A 17,302-nucleotide genomic window follows, 5' to 3' on the forward strand; every position below is an offset into this window, starting at 1 on the left:
GACGCCGTCTGATCAGGACGGCGGGGCCTGCGGCACCCGTGACCCGTCGTCGTCCGAGGGCGGGTGCGGCGCGACGGTGCCGATGCCCGTGAGGAACCGCAGCAACCCGTGCGCGCTGTCGACCAGCGGGCTGCCGTGGCCGAACTCCCATCCGGCGTCCGTCGCCCGGAGCGTGTGGCCGGCGATCACGGCGCGGATCTCGGTCGGGGCGGCCGCGGCCCGGCGGAGTGCGACGGTCCCCGACGCCCGGGGCGAGAGGGGGACCACGACGTCGGCGGCGCCGCCGACGAGGAGGGCGGCGACGACGGCATCGTCCAGCTCGACGATCCCCGTCGGATGCTCCCGGGCGAGGACGTGGTCGGCGCGGGCCTCCAGCGCGCCGGCGGCGGCCGACGGACCGTCGAGGCGGGGGAGTTCCTCGAGCCGGCGCGCCTCCCCGCCGCGGACGAGGCGCCCGGCGGCGTCGATCGCCCGACGCGTGCGGCCGCGATCGAATCCGTTCGCGAGTTCGGCGGTCACCTCGGCCACATGCCAGCCGAGACGCTCGGTCGGCGCCGCCCAGAGCCCGTCGTCGCCGTCGCGGATCATGGCGGCGAGCGCGCGGAGCACCTCGGCGGTCTCGGCGCGCCGGTCGGCGGTCACTCCGGACTCGTCCACGTCGGGTCGTCGGCTGAGCGGCAGATAGCGCGAGAGGTCGGCCACGCGACCAGCCTAGACTCGCCGCGCCCGCTCGGCCCCGCCGACGACGGTCGGTCCGCCGCCACGCGGTGGTGACGACGGACCGACGGTGCGCGGCGCCGTGCGGTCAACCGGCGACGGGAACCGGCGGGGTGGACGCCCGCCCGACCGTCGGTTCGCCTGCGGTGGGCGCCGCCTCGACCGGCTGCTCCGATCGGCCGGAGGGCAGGAGCACCGCGAGCAGCCCAGCGACGGCGAGGACGGCGGCGCCGGTCACCACGGCCGGGACCGCGGCGTCGACGTACGCGGTCGGCGTGAGCGCGCCACCCGCGCCCGTGAACACCGCGGTCAGCACCGCGACGCCCAGGGCGCCGCCGATCTCGCGGAGGGTGGCGTTCGTGCCGGAGGCCTTCGCGTGGTCGCGTTCGGGCATCCGGGCGAGCACGGCGGTCGCCATCGGCGCGAAGACGAGGCCCATGCCGATGCCGGCGAGTGCGAAGGCGGGGACGAGCGCCGGGTACGCGACGTCCTCGCTGAGCGTGGCGGCGATCCAGAACATCGCGGTCGCCTGCGCGCCGAGCCCGGCGACCATGAGCGCGCGAGTGCCGACGCGCGGCGCGAGCAGGCCGGCCAGCGGGGCGACGAACATGGGCGCGAGCGTCCACGGCATCGTCATCAGACCGGCATCGAGGGCGCTGCGGCCCTGCACGACCTGGAGGAACTGCACGAGCAGGAAGATCGCGCCGAACACGCCGAAGCTGAAGGTGAACCCGACCGCGTTCGCGACGCTGAAGCTCCGGTCCCGGAACAGCGACAGCGGAAGCACCGGCGCGCTCGCGCGTGCCTCCCACCACACGAAGGCGACGAGCAGCACGGCCCCGGCGACGAGGGGGAGCAGCACCTCGGCGCTGGTCCACCCCGCCTCGTTGCCGCGGACGATGCCGAACACGAGGCCCAGCACGCCGAGGCCCGCGAGCCCGACGCCGAGCAGGTCGATGGGCCGACGCTCGCTGCGGACGTCGTCGAGCACGAGGCGGACGAGCAGGAGCGCCACGATGCCGATCGGCACGTTGATCCAGAAGATGGACTGCCAGTTCCAGCCCTCGATGACGGCGCCGCCCACGAGCGGCCCGAGTGCGACGCCGAGGCCGGAGACGCCGCCCCAGATGCCGATCGCCAGCGGGCGCAGGCGCGCCGGCACCGCGCCGGCGACGAGCGTGAGGGAGAGCGGCATGATGGCGGCGGCGCCGAGGCCCTGGACGGCGCGAGCGCCGATGACCATCCACGGCTCGGTGCTGAGCGCGGTGAGCACGCTCGCGGCCGTGAAGACCGCGATGCCGCCGAGGAAGACGGTGCGGCGACCGACGCGGTCCCCGAGGGCGGCCGCGGGGAGGATGAACGTCGCGAACGCGAGCGTGAAGGCGTTGAGGAACCACTGCAACTCCTCGATGCCGGCACCGAGGTCGGCGGCCATGACCGGGAGCGCGTTGGTGATGACGAGGTTGTCGAGCGACGCCATGAACATCGGCAGGGACGTCGCGACGAGGATGAGCCAGACGGGGGCCCGGCGTGGTGATGACATGTGGAGGCTCGTTTCGCTGAGATATGAAGTAATCGAATGATTACAAGAACGCAATGTAGTTATCGACTGATAACATGTCAAGCATGACGTCACGATCCGAGCGCATCCCCGCCGAAGAGCGCCGCGAGCAGATCCTCGAGGCCGCCACGACCGTCTTCGGCGAGCTCGGGTACGCGGCGGCGACGACCGACCGCGTCGCTCGCGCGGCCGGCATCAGCCAGCCGTACGTGGTGCGACTCTTCGGCACCAAGGAGCAGCTCTTCATCGCCACGCTCCGCCGGACCCTCGCGCGGCTGCTCGCAGCATTCCGTGCCGCGCTCGCCGATGCGGATGCCGGGGCGGATGCGGCCGGCGTCGGCGAGGCCCGCGAGGCGCGGCTCGGCGAGGCGTACCTCGAACTGGTCGAGGACCGCGGCACGCTGCTGACGCTGCTGCACGGCTTCATGATGGGCTCCGACCCGGTGATCGGGCCGGTCGCACGTGACGGCTTCCTCCAGGTGTTCCGCATGCTGCGCGACGAGGCGGGGTTCACGCCCGAGCAGATCCACCGGTTCCTCGCCGACGGGATGCTCATCAACACGCTGCTCGCCTCGGGCGTCGGACTCGCGGCCAAGCGCGATCGCGACGCCGCCGAGCTCATGGACTGCACCTTCGGGGCGCACGTCGCCGAGGTGCTCGAGCGCGCGTCCGCCTGATCGGCCGGCCGGCCTCGACCGGGTGGCCGGATCGACGGCGGGCGCGCCTAGACTCGGCTGGTGAGCCCCGAGACGACCAGGCCGCTCTGGCACGGTCGCACCCTGGCGCTCCTCGGCATCCTCCTCGTCGCGTTCAACCTGCGCACCGCGGTCGCGTCGCTCTCACCGATCCTCGACCTCGTCGAACGCGACATCCCGCTCTCGACGGCGCTCGTCGGCGTCCTCGGAATGCTTCCGCCGCTGTGCTACGCGGCCTTCGGCATCGCGACGCCCGTGCTCACGCGCCGGGCCGGCCTCGAGCCCGTGCTCGTCGGCGCGCTCGTCGCACTGGTCGTGGGCAGCGCCGCCCGCGGCCTCGTCGACTCGGCGTGGTGGCTCTTCGCCGCCAGCGCCCTGACCTTCGCCGCCGTCGGGGTCGGCAACGTCCTGCTGCCGCCGCTCGTCAAGCGCTACTTCCCCGACCGGGTCGGCCTCGTCACCGCGCTCTACGTCACCGCGCTCTCGGTGAGCACGTTCGTCCCGCCGCTCGTCGCCGTGCCGGTCTCGGAGGCCGCGGGCTGGCGCGCCTCGTTCGAGACCTGGGCGGTCGTGGCGCTGGCCGCGCTCGTCCCGTGGGTCGCGCTGCTCGTCCACCCGCGCCGCGCGGTGCCCGCGGAACTTCCCGAGGAGGCGGAGCCGGGACTGCTCCGCCACGCCGTCCGGTCGCCGCTCGCGTGGTCGCTCGCCACGGTGTTCTCGGTCGCCGGGTTCAACGCCTACGCGGTCTTCGCCTGGCTGCCCTCGATGCTCGCCGACACGGCCGGCACGAGCGCGGCCGCGGCCGGCGTCCTGCTCGCGCTCTACGCCGCGATGGGCCTGCCGGTGTCGCTGGTCGTGCCGGCGCTGGCCACGCGACCCGGGCGGGTGCGCGCGATGGTGGTCGTCGCGGGAGCGACGATCGCGGCGGGCTGGGCGGGCCTGCTCGTCGCGCCCGCCGGAGCCACCTGGCTGTGGGTCGCCCTGGCGGGCGTCGGGCCGCTGCTCTTCCCCCTGTCGCTCGTGCTGGTGAACCTTCGGACGCGAACGCACGCGGGCTCCGTCGCCCTCAGCGGCGTCGTGCAGTCGGTCGGCTACGTCGTCGTCGCGCTCGGGCCCGTCGCCGTGGGTCTCCTGCACGAGGCGACCGGGTCGTGGACGGCGCCGATGCTGCTGCTCCTCGCGACGTCGGTGCCGGCGGTCGTGGCCGGGATGGTCGTCGCTCGCGCCGGTTTCCTCGAGGACGAGCGGGCGGTGTGAGTCGGCATCGACGGATGCCGCATCCGGGCGCACGATCCGGCCGCGCCTGCTCATATGAGCAGACTTGCACGCGAGTGTTGCCGATGAGCGAACGCCTGCCTACGCTGGATGAGGCGGAAGGAGACGAATGGACGAGACCGACGAACTCCTCTCGATCCGCGCGGCCGAGCTCTACTACGAAGAGAACAAGACGCAGGACGAGATCGGCCAGGCGCTGCGGCTCACCCGATGGAAGGTGGGGCGCCTGCTCGCGCAGGCCAAGCAGCAGGGCTTCATCCGCATCGAGATCCTCCACCCGCGTGCCCGGCGCCTTCCCATCGAGCGGCGCCTGCGCGAGGAGCGCGGTCTCGAGGACGCGATCGTCGTCTCGTCGGCCGGCGTCGCGTCGCCCGACGAACTGCAGTCGCGCACCGCGCAGGCCGCGGCCGACTACCTGACCGCGCTCCGACCCGTGCCCCGCACGCTCGGGGTGAGCTGGGGCCGCACGCTCTTCGAGATCTCCCAGCACCTCCGCAACGGCTGGGCCACGGGCGTCAACGTCGTCCAGATCAACGGCGGCGTGAGCCTCAACCGTCGCGCAGGCACCGCCGCGGCGACGGCGGTCGCCATCGCGCAGAAGGGCGGCGGCAGCGCGACCCTGCTGCCCAGCCCCGCGATCCTCGAGCACCTCGCGACGAAGGAGGCGATCGAGTCCGATCGCGTCGTCGCGGGCGTGATCGAGCTGGCACGGTCCGCCGACGCGTACCTGTTCAGCGCGGGTCCCGCCGACCACACCTCCGTCCACATCGAGAGCGGCTACCTCACCGAGGCCGACGTCGACCTGCTCGTGCAGAAGGGCGCCGTCGGCGACGTCGTCGGCCGCTACATCGATTCCGAGGGCAACATCGTCGACCCCGCGCTCGATGCGCGGACCGTCGGCCTGACGCTCGACGACGTCCGCGACGGACGTCTCCGCATCGCCGTGATCGCCGGCCGGAGCAAGCACGCCGTCGCCGACGCCGTCGTGCGCTCGGGCCTCTGCTCCGTCCTCGTCACCGACGAGGCCACGGCACTCCACCTCCTCGACGGCTGATCCGGCCGCACCACGAAAGACAGGTCACCAACCATGTCCGGCACCTCCCTCGTCACCGCGCGCGAGCGCGCGCTCGCCGTACTCGGCGGTGAGCCCGACGACGCCACGCTCCGCAGGTACCTCCACGGCATCGCGGGCGTCGACGCCGTCGGCCTCGAGCAGCGCGCAGCGGGCCTCGGCACGCGCTCCATCAAGACGTCCTCCAAGAAGTGGGCGCTCGACCGCATCATCTCGCTCGTCGACCTCACCACGCTCGAGGGCGCCGACACCCCCGGCAAGGTGCGCTCGCTCGTCGCCAAGGCGATGAACCCCGACCCGGCGGATGCCACGACCCCGCGCGTCGCGGCCGTCTGCGTGTACGGCGACATGGTCCCGTACGCGGTCGACGCCCTGGGCTCGGTCCACGGCGACCCCGATGACGGTCTCATCTCGGTCGCCGCGGTCGCGACGGCGTTCCCCTCCGGTCGCTCGTCGCTCGAGATCAAGCTCGCCGACACCGCGGAGGCGGTGGCGAACGGCGCCGACGAGATCGACATGGTCATCGACCGCGGCGCGTTCCTCGCCGGCCGCTACGGCTTGGTCTTCGACCAGATCGCCGCGGTCAAGGAGGCCTGCCGGCGCCCCGACGGCACGAGCGCGAGCCTGAAGGTGATCCTCGAGACCGGCGAACTCGTCACCTACGACAACGTCCGCCGGGCGTCCTGGCTGTCGATCCTCGCCGGCGGCGACTTCATCAAGACCTCCACCGGCAAGGTGCAGCCCGCCGCGACCCTGCCCGTCACGCTCCTCATGCTCGAGGTCGTGCGCGACTGGCACCTGATGACCGGCCAGCGCATCGGCGTGAAGCCCGCGGGCGGCATCCGCGCCTCGAAGGACGCCATCAAGTACCTCGTGACGGTGGCCGAGACCGTGGGCGAGGAGTGGCTCCAGCCGCACCTGTTCCGGTTCGGCGCGTCCAGCCTGCTGAACGACGTGCTGCTGCAGCGCCAGAAGATGGCGTCCGGCCACTACTCCGGCGCCGACTACGTGACGATCGACTGAGACGAGAGCACCGCATCATGAGCTTCCTCGAATACGCACCAGCCCCCGAGTCGCGGGCGATCCTCTCGCTCCGCGACAGCTACGGCCTCTTCATCGACGGCGAGTTCGTCGACGGCCGTGGCACCCCGTTCCAGAGCGTCTCGCCCGCGAGCGAGGAGAAGATCGCGACCATCGCGAACGCGAACGCGGCCGACGTCGACGACGCCGTCGCCGCGGCGCGGCGCGCGCACGACCGCGTCTGGTCGCGCATGACCGGACGCGACCGCGGCAAGTACCTCTTCCGCATCGCTCGCCTCGTCCAGGAGCGCGCCCGCGAGCTCGCCGTCGCCGAGTCGCTCGACAACGGCAAGCCGATCAAGGAGTCGCGCGACGTCGACGTGCCCCTCGTGGCGGCCTGGTTCTTCTACTACGCCGGCTGGGCCGACAAGCTCGACTACGCGGGCCTCGGCGCGAACCCGAAGGCCCTCGGCGTCGCCGCGCAGGTGATCCCCTGGAACTTCCCGCTGCTGATGCTCGCGTGGAAGATCGCACCGGCGCTGGCCGCGGGCAACACCGTCGTCCTGAAGCCCGCGGAGACCACGCCGCTGACGGCGCTCATCTTCGCCGAGATCGTCCAGCAGGCCGACCTGCCCCCTGGCGTCGTGAACATCATCACCGGTGCGGGCGACACCGGAGCGGCGCTCGTCGGCCACGACGACGTCGACAAGGTCGCCTTCACCGGCTCGACCGCCGTCGGCCGCGCGATCGCGAAGCAGGTGGCGGGCACGCACAAGAAGGTCACGCTCGAGCTCGGCGGCAAGGCCGCGAACATCGTCTTCGACGACGCGCCCATCGACCAGGCGATCGAGGGCATCGTCAACGGCATCTTCTTCAACCAGGGCCACGTGTGCTGCGCCGGAAGCCGCCTGCTCGTGCAGGAGTCGATCCACGACGAGGTCGTCGAGCGGCTGAAGACCCGCCTGTCGACGCTCCGCCTCGGCGACCCGCTCGACAAGAACACCGACATCGGCGCGATCAACTCGCGCGAGCAGCTCGACCGCATCCGCGAGCTCTCCGACGCCGGCGTCGCCGAGGGCGCCGAGCGCTGGAGCGCCCCGTGCGAGATCCCGGAGAACGGGTTCTGGTACGCGCCGACGATCTTCACGAACGTGCAGACGTCGAACCGGATCGCGCGCGAGGAGATCTTCGGGCCGGTGCTCTCGGTGCTCACGTTCCGCACGCCGCAGGAGGCGATCGCGAAGGCGAACAACACCCCCTACGGCCTCTCCGCGGGGATCTGGACCGACAAGGGCAGCCGCATCCTCGCGGTCGCCGACCAGCTCCGCGCCGGCGTGGTCTGGGCGAACACGTTCAACCGCTTCGACCCGTCGAGCCCCTTCGGCGGCTACAAGGAGTCGGGCTACGGCCGCGAGGGCGGCCGGCACGGTCTCGGCGCCTACCTCTCGCCCGCGTCGGTCACGTCGACCGCGCGCCCGGCCCAGCGAGTCGTCGAGGCCGCGAGCGCGGCGTCCGGTGCCGCCGACGAGAAGCCGGCCCGCCGGACCCGCCGAACGACCAAGCCCGCGAAGAAGGGAGCCGCGAAGTGAGCCGCCTCGCCGTGCCCAAGACCTACAAGCTGTTCATCGGCGGCGCGTTCCCGCGCAGCGAGTCCGGCCGCACCTACGAGGTGCGCGCCGCCGACGGCGGGTTCCTCGCCAACGCCGCGAAGGCCTCGCGCAAGGACGCCCGTGACGCCGTCGTCGCCGCGCGCGGCGCGGTCGCCGGGTGGGCCGGCGCCACGGCCTACAACCGCGGCCAGGTGCTGTACCGCATCGCGGAGCTCCTCGAGGGCCGTCGCGCCCAGTTCGTCGCCGAGATCGAGGAGGCCGAGGGGCTCACGCGCGCGCAGGCCGGCGCGCAGGTCGACGAGGCGATCGACCGCTGGGTCTGGTACGCCGGCTGGGCCGACAAGTTCGCCCAGGTGGCCGGCAACGCGAATCCGGTCGCCGGCCCGTACTTCAACATCTCGGTGCCCGAGCCGACCGGGGTCGTCGCGATCGTCGCGCCGCAGGACTCCTCGCTCGTCGGGTTCGTCTCCGCCGTGGCGCCCGCGCTCGTGGCCGGCAACGCGGTGATCGTGGTCGCCAGCGAGCGCTTCCCGCTGTCGGCGATCAGCCTCGCCGAGGTGCTCGCGACGAGCGACGTGCCGAAGGGCGTCGTCAACGTGCTGACGGGCTCGCCCGCCGAGATCGCGCCGTGGCTCGCGAGCCACGCCGACGTCAACGCGCTCGACCTCGTCGGCGCCGGCGAGCTCGACTGGGTCGACCTCGAGATCGCGGCGGCCGACACGCTGAAGCGGGTGCTGCGTCCCGAGCCCGGCCCGGATGCCGCGGCGCCCGCGCTCGACCGCATCGCCGCGTTCACCGAGACGAAGACGGTCTGGCACACGAAGAGCCTCCGGTAGAGGCGAGCGCATGTCCGGACGCGATGGGGCCTCCGACGAGCGCGGGCGACTGGTGGTCGATCCGTTCGACTACCGGGTGACCGGGCACGGCGCGGTGATCGTGCTGCGCGGCGGCCGGGCGGTGATGACCGTCGGCGGGCGGTCCGCCGCGAAGCTCGTCGCGGCGCTGCAACGTGCGGACGATTCACAGGCGCAGCACCTCCTCGCCCGGGCGAGCGGCAACTATGGTCGGGGGAACGAGCACGGCTGAGGCCGTGCGACGCCGACGAGGGGAGGGTCGCACGTGCGGGTCCTGGTGACCGGGGCGACGGGCTACATCGGCGGTCGCCTCGTGCCGCGTCTCGTCGATGCCGGGCACGAGGTCAGGGTCATCGTCCGCCGGCCGGAGCGGCTGCGGGACGTGCCGTGGGCGGACCGGGTCGAGGTGGTTCCGGGCGACCTCACCGATGCCGATGCCGTCGACCGCGCCGTGCGTGACGTCGAGGTCGTGTACTACCTCGTCCATTCGATGGGCGGCCGCGGCGACTTCGAGGACCTCGAGCTCTCGATCGCCCGCAACGTGGCCGAGTGCGCGGCGCGCAACGGCGTGCGACGGATCGTCTACCTCGGCGGCCTGCACCCGGCGACGGGCCGCCTCTCGCGGCACCTCCGCTCGCGGGTGCGGGTCGGCGAGATCCTGCTCGCGTCAGGGGTGCCGACGATCGTGCTCCAGGCGGGCGTGGTGATCGGGTCGGGTTCGACGTCGTTCGAGATGATCCGGCACCTGACCGAGGTACTGCCGTACATGCCCGCGCCGCGCTGGGTGCGCAACTTCATCCAGCCGATCGCCGTGCGCGACGTGCTGCACTACCTGATCCACGCGGCCGACGTGCCGCCCGAGGTGAATCGCGCGTTCGACATCGGCGGGCCCGACGTGTTCCGCTACGGCCAGCTCATGAACGGCTACGCGGTCGAGGCCGGACTCCGCCAGCGCCCGATCGCCGCGCTCCCGGTGCTGACCCCGTGGCTGGCCGGGCAGTGGGTGAACCTCGTGACGCCCATTCCGCGGCGCATCGCGGTGCCGATCATCGAGTCCCTCCAGTTCGACTGCGTGATGCGCGAGCACGACATCGACGGGGTCGTCCCGCCGCCCGCCGAGGGGCTGACGCCGTACCGGAGGGCCGTGCGGCTCGCGCTCGAGCGCGAGCAGTCGGGCGAGGTCGAGACGAGCTGGCGCAACGCCGAGGTCGCGGGGGCCCCGAGCGATCCGCTGCCGAGCGACCCCGACTGGGCCGGGCACACCGTGTACACCGACCATCGGGAGCGGCGCTCGAACGCGCCCGTCGAGGCGCTGTGGGCGGTGATCGAGGGCGTCGGCGGGGAGAACGGCTGGTACTCGTTCCCGCTCGCGTGGGCGGTCAGGGGCTGGATCGACAAGCTCTTCGGTGGCGTCGGGCTCCGTCGGGGACGGCGGGATCCCGACACGCTCCACCCTGGTGACGCGGTCGACTTCTGGCGCGTCGAGCGCATCGAGCGCCCGCGCTTCCTGCGCCTCCGGGCCGAGATGCGGGTGCCGGGCCGGGCCTGGCTCGAGATGTCGGCCGAACCGGATGGCACGGGCTCGCGGTATCGCCAGCGTGCCGTGTACTTCCCGAAGGGCCTCGCCGGACGCCTCTACTGGTGGGCGGTCTTCCCGTTCCACGGGATCGTGTTCGCGGGCATGGCCAATCGCATCACGGCCGAGGCCGAGGCATCCGCCGCTGCGTCGCAGTCGGAGGAGCGGGAGCCGGGGAGAGCGCCCGCGCGACGCGCGCAGCGGGGCGGGATCCGAGAAAAGTAACGAAACGGTAACGGCGTTTGCTAGGGTGACCTGCACGGTCCCGCGCAAGGAGGCGCGGATCGTGGAAAGGCCCGATCCGTGCGTCACCTTCGAGACGCGGTCGTCCCAGCGACCGCGGCCCCCGCTCGACCCAGCGCCCCGCAGGTCGCCCAGCCCGACTCCGAGCCGTCCGGCCGCAGCGCCGCCCGCAGGTTCGCGCGACCGCCGAGACCCCTCGTGCGCGTCCCGCTCGCCGTCGCCGGCATGGTGGCGATCGCCGCCACGCTCTGGGGCGTCTCCACGCCCACCGACGTGTACGCGATCGACGTGTTCGGCGCGCTCCGGCAGCCCGGCGACGCCGCCGCGATCATCGGCCACCGCGGCGACCGGTCGCAGGCGCCGGAGAACACGATGCCCGCGCTGGAACTCGCGATGGACGAACTCGCGTACGTCGAGACCGACGTGCGCCTCACCCGCGACGGCGTGCCCGTCCTGTTCCACGACACCGACCTCGAACGGATCGCCGGGCGCGACGCGCGCGTCGAGGACCTCGACCTCGAACGTCTCGAGCGGATCGACGCGGGCGCCTGGTACTCCGCGGAGTGGGCGGGGGAGCGCATCCCGACGCTCGAGGCCTTCCTCGTGGCGCTCGCCGAGCGCGAGGACGCCCGCGCCCTCGTCGAGCTCAAGGCCGACTGGACGCCGGGGGACGTGCGGGTCGTGCTCGACCTCATCGAGCGCCACGGCCTCCGCGGGCGGGTCGTGCTGCAGAGCTTCAGCATCGAGACCCTGCAGTCGATCCAGCGTGTCGCGCCGACCACGCCGCGGATCATGCTGATCCGCGAACTCCCCGCCGATCCCGTGCCGCTCGCCGAGGAGCTCGGCGTCATCGGGTTCGGCACGACGGCGGCATCCGTCACCGCGGCGCCCGAGGCGATCGACGCCGCGCACGACGCAGGCATCGCCGTGCTCTGCTACACGCTCAACAGCCAGGACCGATGGGAGGAGGTGAGCGACCTCGGGGTCGACGGGATCATCACCGACCAGCCGAGCGACCTGGACGCCTGGATCGCCTCGACCGCGCCGGGCACCTGATTCGGCCCGACCGCGCCGGCGGGGACGGCGGGGACGGCGGGGACGGTCAGCCGACCACGATCACGTCGGCACCGAGGCGGGCGGCGGCCTCGGCGAACGTCGCGCGCATCCGCTCGGAGAACAGCACGAACCGGACGAGTTCGGGCGCGGCGGCGGCGGCCGCACTCGCGATCGCGACCTCGGCCACGTCCTCCGCCGGCCAGCCGTAGACGCCCGCCGACACGGCGGGGAGGGCGACGGATGCCGCGCCGAGCTCGGCCGCGAGGGCGAGCGAGTTGCGGTACGCGTCCTCGAGCAGCGCCCGCCGTCGCACCGCCTCGGGACCGTCGCCGGGCCAGACCGGCCCGACGGTGTGGACGACCCACCTGGCGGCGAGGCGGCCCGCCGTCGTCGCCACCGCGCCGCCGGTCGCCAGCCCGTCGGGCAGCGTCGTCGCGCGGAGCCGTCGGCACTCGGCGAGGATCTCCGGGCCGCCCGCGCGGTGGATCGCGCCGTCGACGCCGCCGCCGCCGAGCAACGACGAGTTCGCCGCATTCACGATCGCGTCGACGCGCTCCTGCGTGAGGTCGCCCGTGACGAGCTCGATCCGCGGCATCCGCCGGTCAGCCCCGGTTGTTCGAGAGCTCGAAGATGCGCACGAGCTCGGCCACGGCCTCCTCGCGCTGGTCGCCGCCCTGCTCGTACATGTGCGACACGTGCGTGCGGAGGTGGTTCTCGACGAGCAGCTTGTTCAGCGATCCGAGGGACTTCTGGACCGCCAGCGACAGCGTGATGATGTCGATGCAGTAGTCGTCGTTCTCGATCATCTTCTCGATGCCCCGGAGCTGGCCCTCGATGATCTTCGTGCGGTGCAGCGCCCGCTTCTTGATGTCCTCGATCACCCCGTCAGGATACGCCCGCCCGCCATACCCTGGGGCGTATCCGCACGACGACGGATGACGCGGGGGCGCCCGCTTCGCTAGCGTGAGCGCATGACGACCCCGCGCCGGATCCGCCGCCGCCCGTTCCTCGTCGCGGCGAGCGTGCTGGCCGCGCTCGCGCTCGGCATCGGACCTGCGGCGGCCGCGGCGGCCGCTCCGGAGGCCGACTCGTCGGCGCGAGCCGTCGCCGAACCGGTCGGGGCGGTCCGGGCCGACGTCGACGACTTCACGTTCGCGAGCTTCGACGCGGTGTACGAACTCGGTCGCGACGAGGGCGGCCGATCAACGCTCCGGACCACCGAGACGCTGGTCGCCGTCTTCCCCGAGTACGACCAGAACCGCGGCATCCGTCGCGCGATCCCGCGCACCTACGACGGGCATCCGACCGACATCCACGTCCTGTCGGTGTTCGACCAGGACGGCGCCTCGCGCTCGTTCGAGACCGAGCGCAGCGAGGACGGCGAGTTCGAGCTGATCACGATCGCCGCCGACGACTTCGTCCACGGCGAGCAGACCTACGTGATCACCTACGACCAGCGCAACGTCACGTTCGATCCCGACGACCTCGACCTGCAGGAGTTCTACTGGGACGTCAACGGCACCGGCTGGCGCCAGCCGTTCGGCGTGGTCCGGGCCGAGGTCCGCCTCGAGCCGGACCTCGTCGAGGCGTTCACCGGCGACGTGGCCTGCTACAGCGGGTACGAGGGCTCCAGCACGCCGTGCGCGAGCCTCGAGGTGCAGCCCGACGGCGAGCCGGTCGTGCTCGCGCGGGCCGACGCCCTCGGGCCGTACCAGAACCTGACCGTCGCGCTCGGCTTCCGGCCCGGGACCTTCGAGCCGCGCGACGAGCGGTTCACGTCCTCCCCGGCGGCCATGACCTCCCTCGCGGGCGCGATCGCCGCCGTCGCGATCGTGGTCACCGCGGGCGTCATGCGGGCCACGCGCTGGCGCGACCACCCCGGTCGCGGCCTGATCATCGCCGAGTACGAGCCGCCGGAGCGGCTCACCCTCATGGAGGCCGCCGACCTCGTCCGCGCGCCGTCCAAGGGCATCACGGCCACGCTGCTCGCCGAGGCGGTCGACCGTCGTGTCCGGGTCATCGAGACCGGTTCCCGCAGGTACTCCGTCCAGCTCGCCGCCCCGATCGAGGGTGCGGACCGCGACGCGTCGACGGTGCTCCGGGCGCTGTTCGGTCCGATCGCGCCGATCGGCTCGCGGCGCGACCTGAGGTCGCGCGACGCCACGCTCGGCACGACGCTCGCTCGGCTCCGATCCTCCGTGCACTCCCGGGTCGAGCGCGAGGGCCTCCGGCGCAAGCCCGATCGCGGCGTGCGCAGCCTCCTCTCCCTGCTGGCGATCGGGGCGGCGGTGCTCGCCGCCGTCTTCGGGTTCGTCGCGCTCGACGAGGGGATGGGCGGCGGATGGCCCTGGCTGACGATCCTCGTCGCGGGCGTCTCGGTGTTCGTCACCTTCGGCATCGTCGGCGTCGTGCGACCCCTCACCGAACGCGGCCGCGCGCTGAAGGACCACCTCGAGGGCCTCCGGGAGTACATCCGGCTCGCCGAGGCCGACCGCCTCCGCGTCCTCCAGTCGCCGAGCGGCGCGGAGCGCGCGCCCATGCCCGCACCCGACATCCCGCCGCCGGCGCCCGGCGCGCTCCCCACCGGGCGTCCCGCGCCGGTCGGGAGCCGGCCGATCCGCTCGGACGGAACGCCCGACCCCGAGGCGGTGCTGCGACTCAACGAGCGGCTCCTGCCGTACTCGGTGCTGTTCGGCATGGAGCGCGAGTGGAGCCAGGTGCTGGCGTCGCTCTATGCGGCGCAGGAGCGCGAGCCCGACTGGTACTCGGGACGGAGCGGCTTCAATGCCTGGTACTTCGCCGCGAGCGTGAGCTCGTTCAGCAGCGTCTCCAGCACGAGCTGGTCGGGCTCGTCGTCCAGCTCGTCCTCGGGTGGCTCGAGCGGAGGTGGATCCTCCGGCGGCGGTGGCGGCGGTGGAGGAGGCGGCGGCGTCTGACCGCCCCGCTCACTCCTCGTCGGCGGCGCGACCGCGTTCGTCGGCCAGCACCACGCGACGCTCGGCGTCGATGCCGACCACGTCGTCGTCCGAATCCTCGCCGGTCGGACGCTCGTCCTCGTCCTCGTCGGGCTCCGGCTCGGGCGGAAGCTCGCCGTCCTGCGCGACCTGGAACTCGTGATCGTCGGCGATGCCCCCGCCGACCCCCGTCGACTCGTCCATGGCACGAGCGTAGCCCCGCGTGCGGCCCTCCGACAGGGCCGAGGTCCCGACGCGCCCGGCACCCGTTCGCGTGGCATTCGCGCCGATCGCGCCACGGCGCGTAGAATGGCCGAGGCGCTCGACGGATCCATCCACGGACCGACGGCTGGGGGAACTCGCTCCGCCATGCTCGGTCTCTCCGGATCCGGCGCACCTCGACGGCCTCGACGTCCGATCCCGTCAGCCGGTGCCGACCACCCGCCCGTGGTCCCGAGCGCCCGATCGCATCGGGCCCAGACAGGGGAGGACCATTGGCCCAGACGAGGCAGCGGCAGCGCACGCGCTCGCGTGACGACGACGCGCCCATCATCCCGATCCTCGCGCGGAAGGTGCGAGAGGTCGAGCAGAAGGCCCAGAAGAACAAGCTGGGCCCCACGAACCGCACCAAGTTCCAGGTCATCGCGCTGCTCATGCGCGAGGAGCGCGCACGCGTGAAGGCCGACGGCGAGCTCGCCGACGGTGCCCGCGCGGAACTGCTCAAGCGGCTCGACGGCATCGCCCAGATCCTCGCGAAGACCGCGGCGCGCGACACGAGCCTCATCACGCTGCTCGAACCCGACGCCTCGATCTCGACGGTGGCGCAGCGGTTCCGACGCGACTGGCTGCTCGAGTCGGGCGCCGAACTCAGCGATGACGAGCTCATCATCGTCCGCGAGTCGGTGCCGGTCCCCGAGATCGCGGTGAACCAGGTCGTCCCGCCGTCGGTGAAGTCCCGGCAGCTCGCGAACCCGTTCCTCGCGCCGGACTTCAGCCGCGGCGACCACCACGTGGTGCCCGTCCGACGGCTGGCGAACTGGGAGTTGCTCGGCCCGTTGTTCAAGTCGTTCGAGTCGGGATCGGGCGGCCAGGCCGCGTCGATGGACCTGCCGGAGGCGCCCAAGGTCGACCGGCTCGCTCCGCGCGGACTCGAGCTCATGCCGCACCAGGCGCGATTCATCGAGTCGGCTCGCGAGGGCCACCGCACCTTCCTGCTCGCCGACGAGCCGGGCCTCGGGAAGACGGCGCAGTCGGTGCTCGCGGCATCCGTCGCCGACGCGTACCCCTTGCTCGCGGTCGTGCCGAACGTGGTGAAGATGAACTGGGCGCGCGAGGTCGAACGATGGACGCCGCACCGACGCGCGACCGTGATCCACGGCGACGGCGACACGGTGGACGCCTTCGCGGACGTGGTCGTCGTGAACTACGACATCCTCGACCGGCACATGGCCTGGCTGTCGACCATGGGCTTCCGCGGCATGGTCGTCGACGAGGCCCACTTCATCAAGAACCTCCAGTCGCAGCGTTCGAGGAACGTGCTGGCGCTCGCGGAGCGCATCCGTGCGAACACGCCGGGCGGCGACCCGCTGCTGCTCGCGCTGACGGGGACGCCGCTCATCAACGACGTCGACGACTTCCGCGCGATCTGGCAGTTCCTCGGCTGGATCGTCGGCGACAAGCCGTCGCCCGAGCTCCTCGGCAAGCTCGAGGAGACCGGACTGACGCCCGCCGAGCCGGGGTTCTACGCCGAGGCGCGCCGCACGGTCATCGACCTCGGCATCGTGCGACGCCGCAAGGTCGACGTCGCCGCCGACCTCCCAGACAAGCGCATCGCCGACCTCCACGTGGAGCTCGACGACGAACTCGGCCGCTCGATCCGCGCCGCCGAGCGCGAGCTCGGCAACCGGCTCGCGAACCGGTTCCGCGTGCTCGTCGAGTCCCGGAAGCTCCGCGTCGGCGACCTCGACGAGCTCGAGCGGGACCAGTACATCCGTGCGGTGGCGCTCTCCGAGCTCGAGGAGTCGAAGTCCTCGAAGTCGGGCGAGAACGTCTTCACGATGGTGCGCCGGATCGGCCAGGCGAAGGCGGGCCTCGCGGCCGACTACGCCGCCCAGCTCGCCCGGTCGGCGGGCAAGGTCGTCTTCTTCGCCAAGCACATCGACGTGATGGACCAGGCCGAGGCCGCGTTCGCCGCGCGCGAGCTGCGCACGGTGTCGATCCGCGGCGACCAGACGGCGGTCTCGCGGCAGCAGGCGATCGACGCGTTCAACACCGAGGCCGACGTCTCGATCGCGGTGTGCTCGCTGACGGCCGCCGGCGTCGGCGTCAACCTGCAGTCGGCGTCGAACGTCGTGCTCGCCGAGCTCAGCTGGACCGCGGCCGAGCAGACGCAGGCGATCGACCGGGTGCACCGCATCGGCCAGGACGAGCCCGTGACGGCGTGGCGGATCATCGCCGCGCACACGGTCGATGCACGCATCGCCGAGCTCATCGACCAGAAGCAGGGCCTCGCGCTCCGCGCGCTCGACGGGAGCGACATCGAGCCCGGCTCGGCCGACTCGGTGCAGCTCGACGCCCTGCAGCACCTGCTGCGCCAGGCGCTCGACGGCGCCCTGTAGCGCCTCGGGCTCGCGGCATCCGCGGTCGTCGCCGTCGGCCCCGAGGAGGGG

General features: G+C 72.7%; 16 protein-coding genes. 11 read left to right on the forward strand and 5 right to left on the reverse strand.

The window, feature by feature from the left end:
- Positions 1-12: 12 nt before the first annotated feature.
- Together ABME02_RS12015 and ABME02_RS12020 are read right to left on the reverse strand one after the other, a co-directional pair.
- The gene (locus tag ABME02_RS12015; protein WP_353815571.1) at positions 13-702 is read right to left on the reverse strand and encodes a hypothetical protein; all 690 of its coding nucleotides are present in this window, start codon (positions 700-702) and stop codon (positions 13-15) included.
- A 103-nt stretch (positions 703-805) separates the two neighbouring features.
- Positions 806-2,260, reverse strand: coding sequence for a DHA2 family efflux MFS transporter permease subunit (locus tag ABME02_RS12020; protein ID WP_353815572.1), 1,455 nt, complete (start codon positions 2,258-2,260; stop codon positions 806-808).
- 83 nt (positions 2,261-2,343) lie between these two features.
- Here ABME02_RS12020 and ABME02_RS12025 point away from each other — a divergent pair, with 83 nt between their 5' ends.
- The 9 genes from ABME02_RS12025 (at position 2,344) to ABME02_RS12065 (ending at position 11,679) form a co-directional block, all read left to right on the forward strand.
- On the forward strand, positions 2,344-2,955 hold the full coding sequence (locus ABME02_RS12025) for a TetR/AcrR family transcriptional regulator (RefSeq protein WP_353815573.1): 612 nt from the start codon (positions 2,344-2,346) through the stop codon (positions 2,953-2,955).
- Positions 2,956-3,015: 60 nt separating this feature from the next.
- Positions 3,016-4,230 (forward strand): MFS transporter, encoded by a 1,215-nt coding sequence (locus ABME02_RS12030; protein ID WP_353815574.1) that lies wholly within the window; start codon positions 3,016-3,018, stop codon positions 4,228-4,230.
- 127 nt (positions 4,231-4,357) lie between these two features.
- Positions 4,358-5,302 carry a sugar-binding transcriptional regulator gene (locus tag ABME02_RS12035; RefSeq protein WP_353815575.1) on the forward strand — a complete coding sequence of 315 codons (945 nt, stop codon included), beginning with the start codon at positions 4,358-4,360 and terminating at the stop codon, positions 5,300-5,302.
- 33 nt (positions 5,303-5,335) lie between these two features.
- The gene (deoC, locus tag ABME02_RS12040; protein ID WP_155051793.1) at positions 5,336-6,343 is read left to right on the forward strand and encodes a deoxyribose-phosphate aldolase; all 1,008 of its coding nucleotides are present in this window, start codon (positions 5,336-5,338) and stop codon (positions 6,341-6,343) included.
- A 17-nt stretch (positions 6,344-6,360) separates the two neighbouring features.
- Positions 6,361-7,929, forward strand: coding sequence for an aldehyde dehydrogenase family protein (locus tag ABME02_RS12045; protein WP_353815576.1), 1,569 nt, complete (start codon positions 6,361-6,363; stop codon positions 7,927-7,929).
- Positions 7,926-8,786: an aldehyde dehydrogenase family protein gene (locus ABME02_RS12050; RefSeq protein ID WP_353815577.1), complete on the forward strand. Its 861-nt coding sequence runs from the start codon at positions 7,926-7,928 to the stop codon at positions 8,784-8,786. The genes ABME02_RS12045 and ABME02_RS12050 overlap by 4 nt, the downstream gene beginning before the upstream one ends.
- Positions 8,787-8,796: 10 nt before the next feature.
- A complete protein-coding gene (locus ABME02_RS12055; RefSeq protein ID WP_353815579.1) occupies positions 8,797-9,036 on the forward strand; it encodes a hypothetical protein in 240 nt (79 codons plus the stop codon).
- Positions 9,037-9,069: 33 nt separating this feature from the next.
- Positions 9,070-10,605: an SDR family oxidoreductase gene (locus tag ABME02_RS12060; RefSeq protein ID WP_353815580.1), complete on the forward strand. Its 1,536-nt coding sequence runs from the start codon at positions 9,070-9,072 to the stop codon at positions 10,603-10,605.
- A 216-nt stretch (positions 10,606-10,821) separates the two neighbouring features.
- On the forward strand, positions 10,822-11,679 hold the full coding sequence (locus ABME02_RS12065) for a glycerophosphodiester phosphodiesterase (protein ID WP_353815581.1): 858 nt from the start codon (positions 10,822-10,824) through the stop codon (positions 11,677-11,679).
- Between the two features lie 46 nt (positions 11,680-11,725).
- Here the strand turns inward: ABME02_RS12065 and ABME02_RS12070 are convergent, their stop codons facing one another.
- Entirely contained in the window at positions 11,726-12,274 is a 549-nt protein-coding gene (locus ABME02_RS12070) for an O-acetyl-ADP-ribose deacetylase (protein WP_353815582.1), read from the reverse strand.
- Positions 12,275-12,281: 7 nt separating this feature from the next.
- Entirely contained in the window at positions 12,282-12,560 is a 279-nt protein-coding gene (locus tag ABME02_RS12075) for a metal-sensitive transcriptional regulator (protein WP_129236061.1), read from the reverse strand.
- Positions 12,561-12,650: 90 nt separating this feature from the next.
- Here ABME02_RS12075 and ABME02_RS12080 point away from each other — a divergent pair, with 90 nt between their 5' ends.
- Complete coding sequence (locus tag ABME02_RS12080; protein WP_353815583.1) at positions 12,651-14,615, forward strand: DUF2207 family protein; 1,965 nt, start codon at positions 12,651-12,653, stop codon at positions 14,613-14,615.
- A gap of 9 nt (positions 14,616-14,624) precedes the next feature.
- On the opposite strand, the gene ABME02_RS12085 is transcribed toward ABME02_RS12080, so the two are convergent.
- Complete coding sequence (locus ABME02_RS12085; RefSeq protein WP_353815584.1) at positions 14,625-14,837, reverse strand: hypothetical protein; 213 nt, start codon at positions 14,835-14,837, stop codon at positions 14,625-14,627.
- A 290-nt stretch (positions 14,838-15,127) separates the two neighbouring features.
- Between ABME02_RS12085 and ABME02_RS12090 the strand changes: the two genes are divergently transcribed.
- Positions 15,128-17,251 (forward strand): DEAD/DEAH box helicase, encoded by a 2,124-nt coding sequence (locus ABME02_RS12090; RefSeq protein WP_353815585.1) that lies wholly within the window; start codon positions 15,128-15,130, stop codon positions 17,249-17,251.
- The last annotated feature ends 51 nt before the right edge of the window (positions 17,252-17,302 follow it).

Source organism: Agromyces zhanjiangensis (assembly GCF_040496055.1).
In the GTDB taxonomy this organism is placed as follows: domain Bacteria; phylum Actinomycetota; class Actinomycetes; order Actinomycetales; family Microbacteriaceae; genus Agromyces; species Agromyces zhanjiangensis.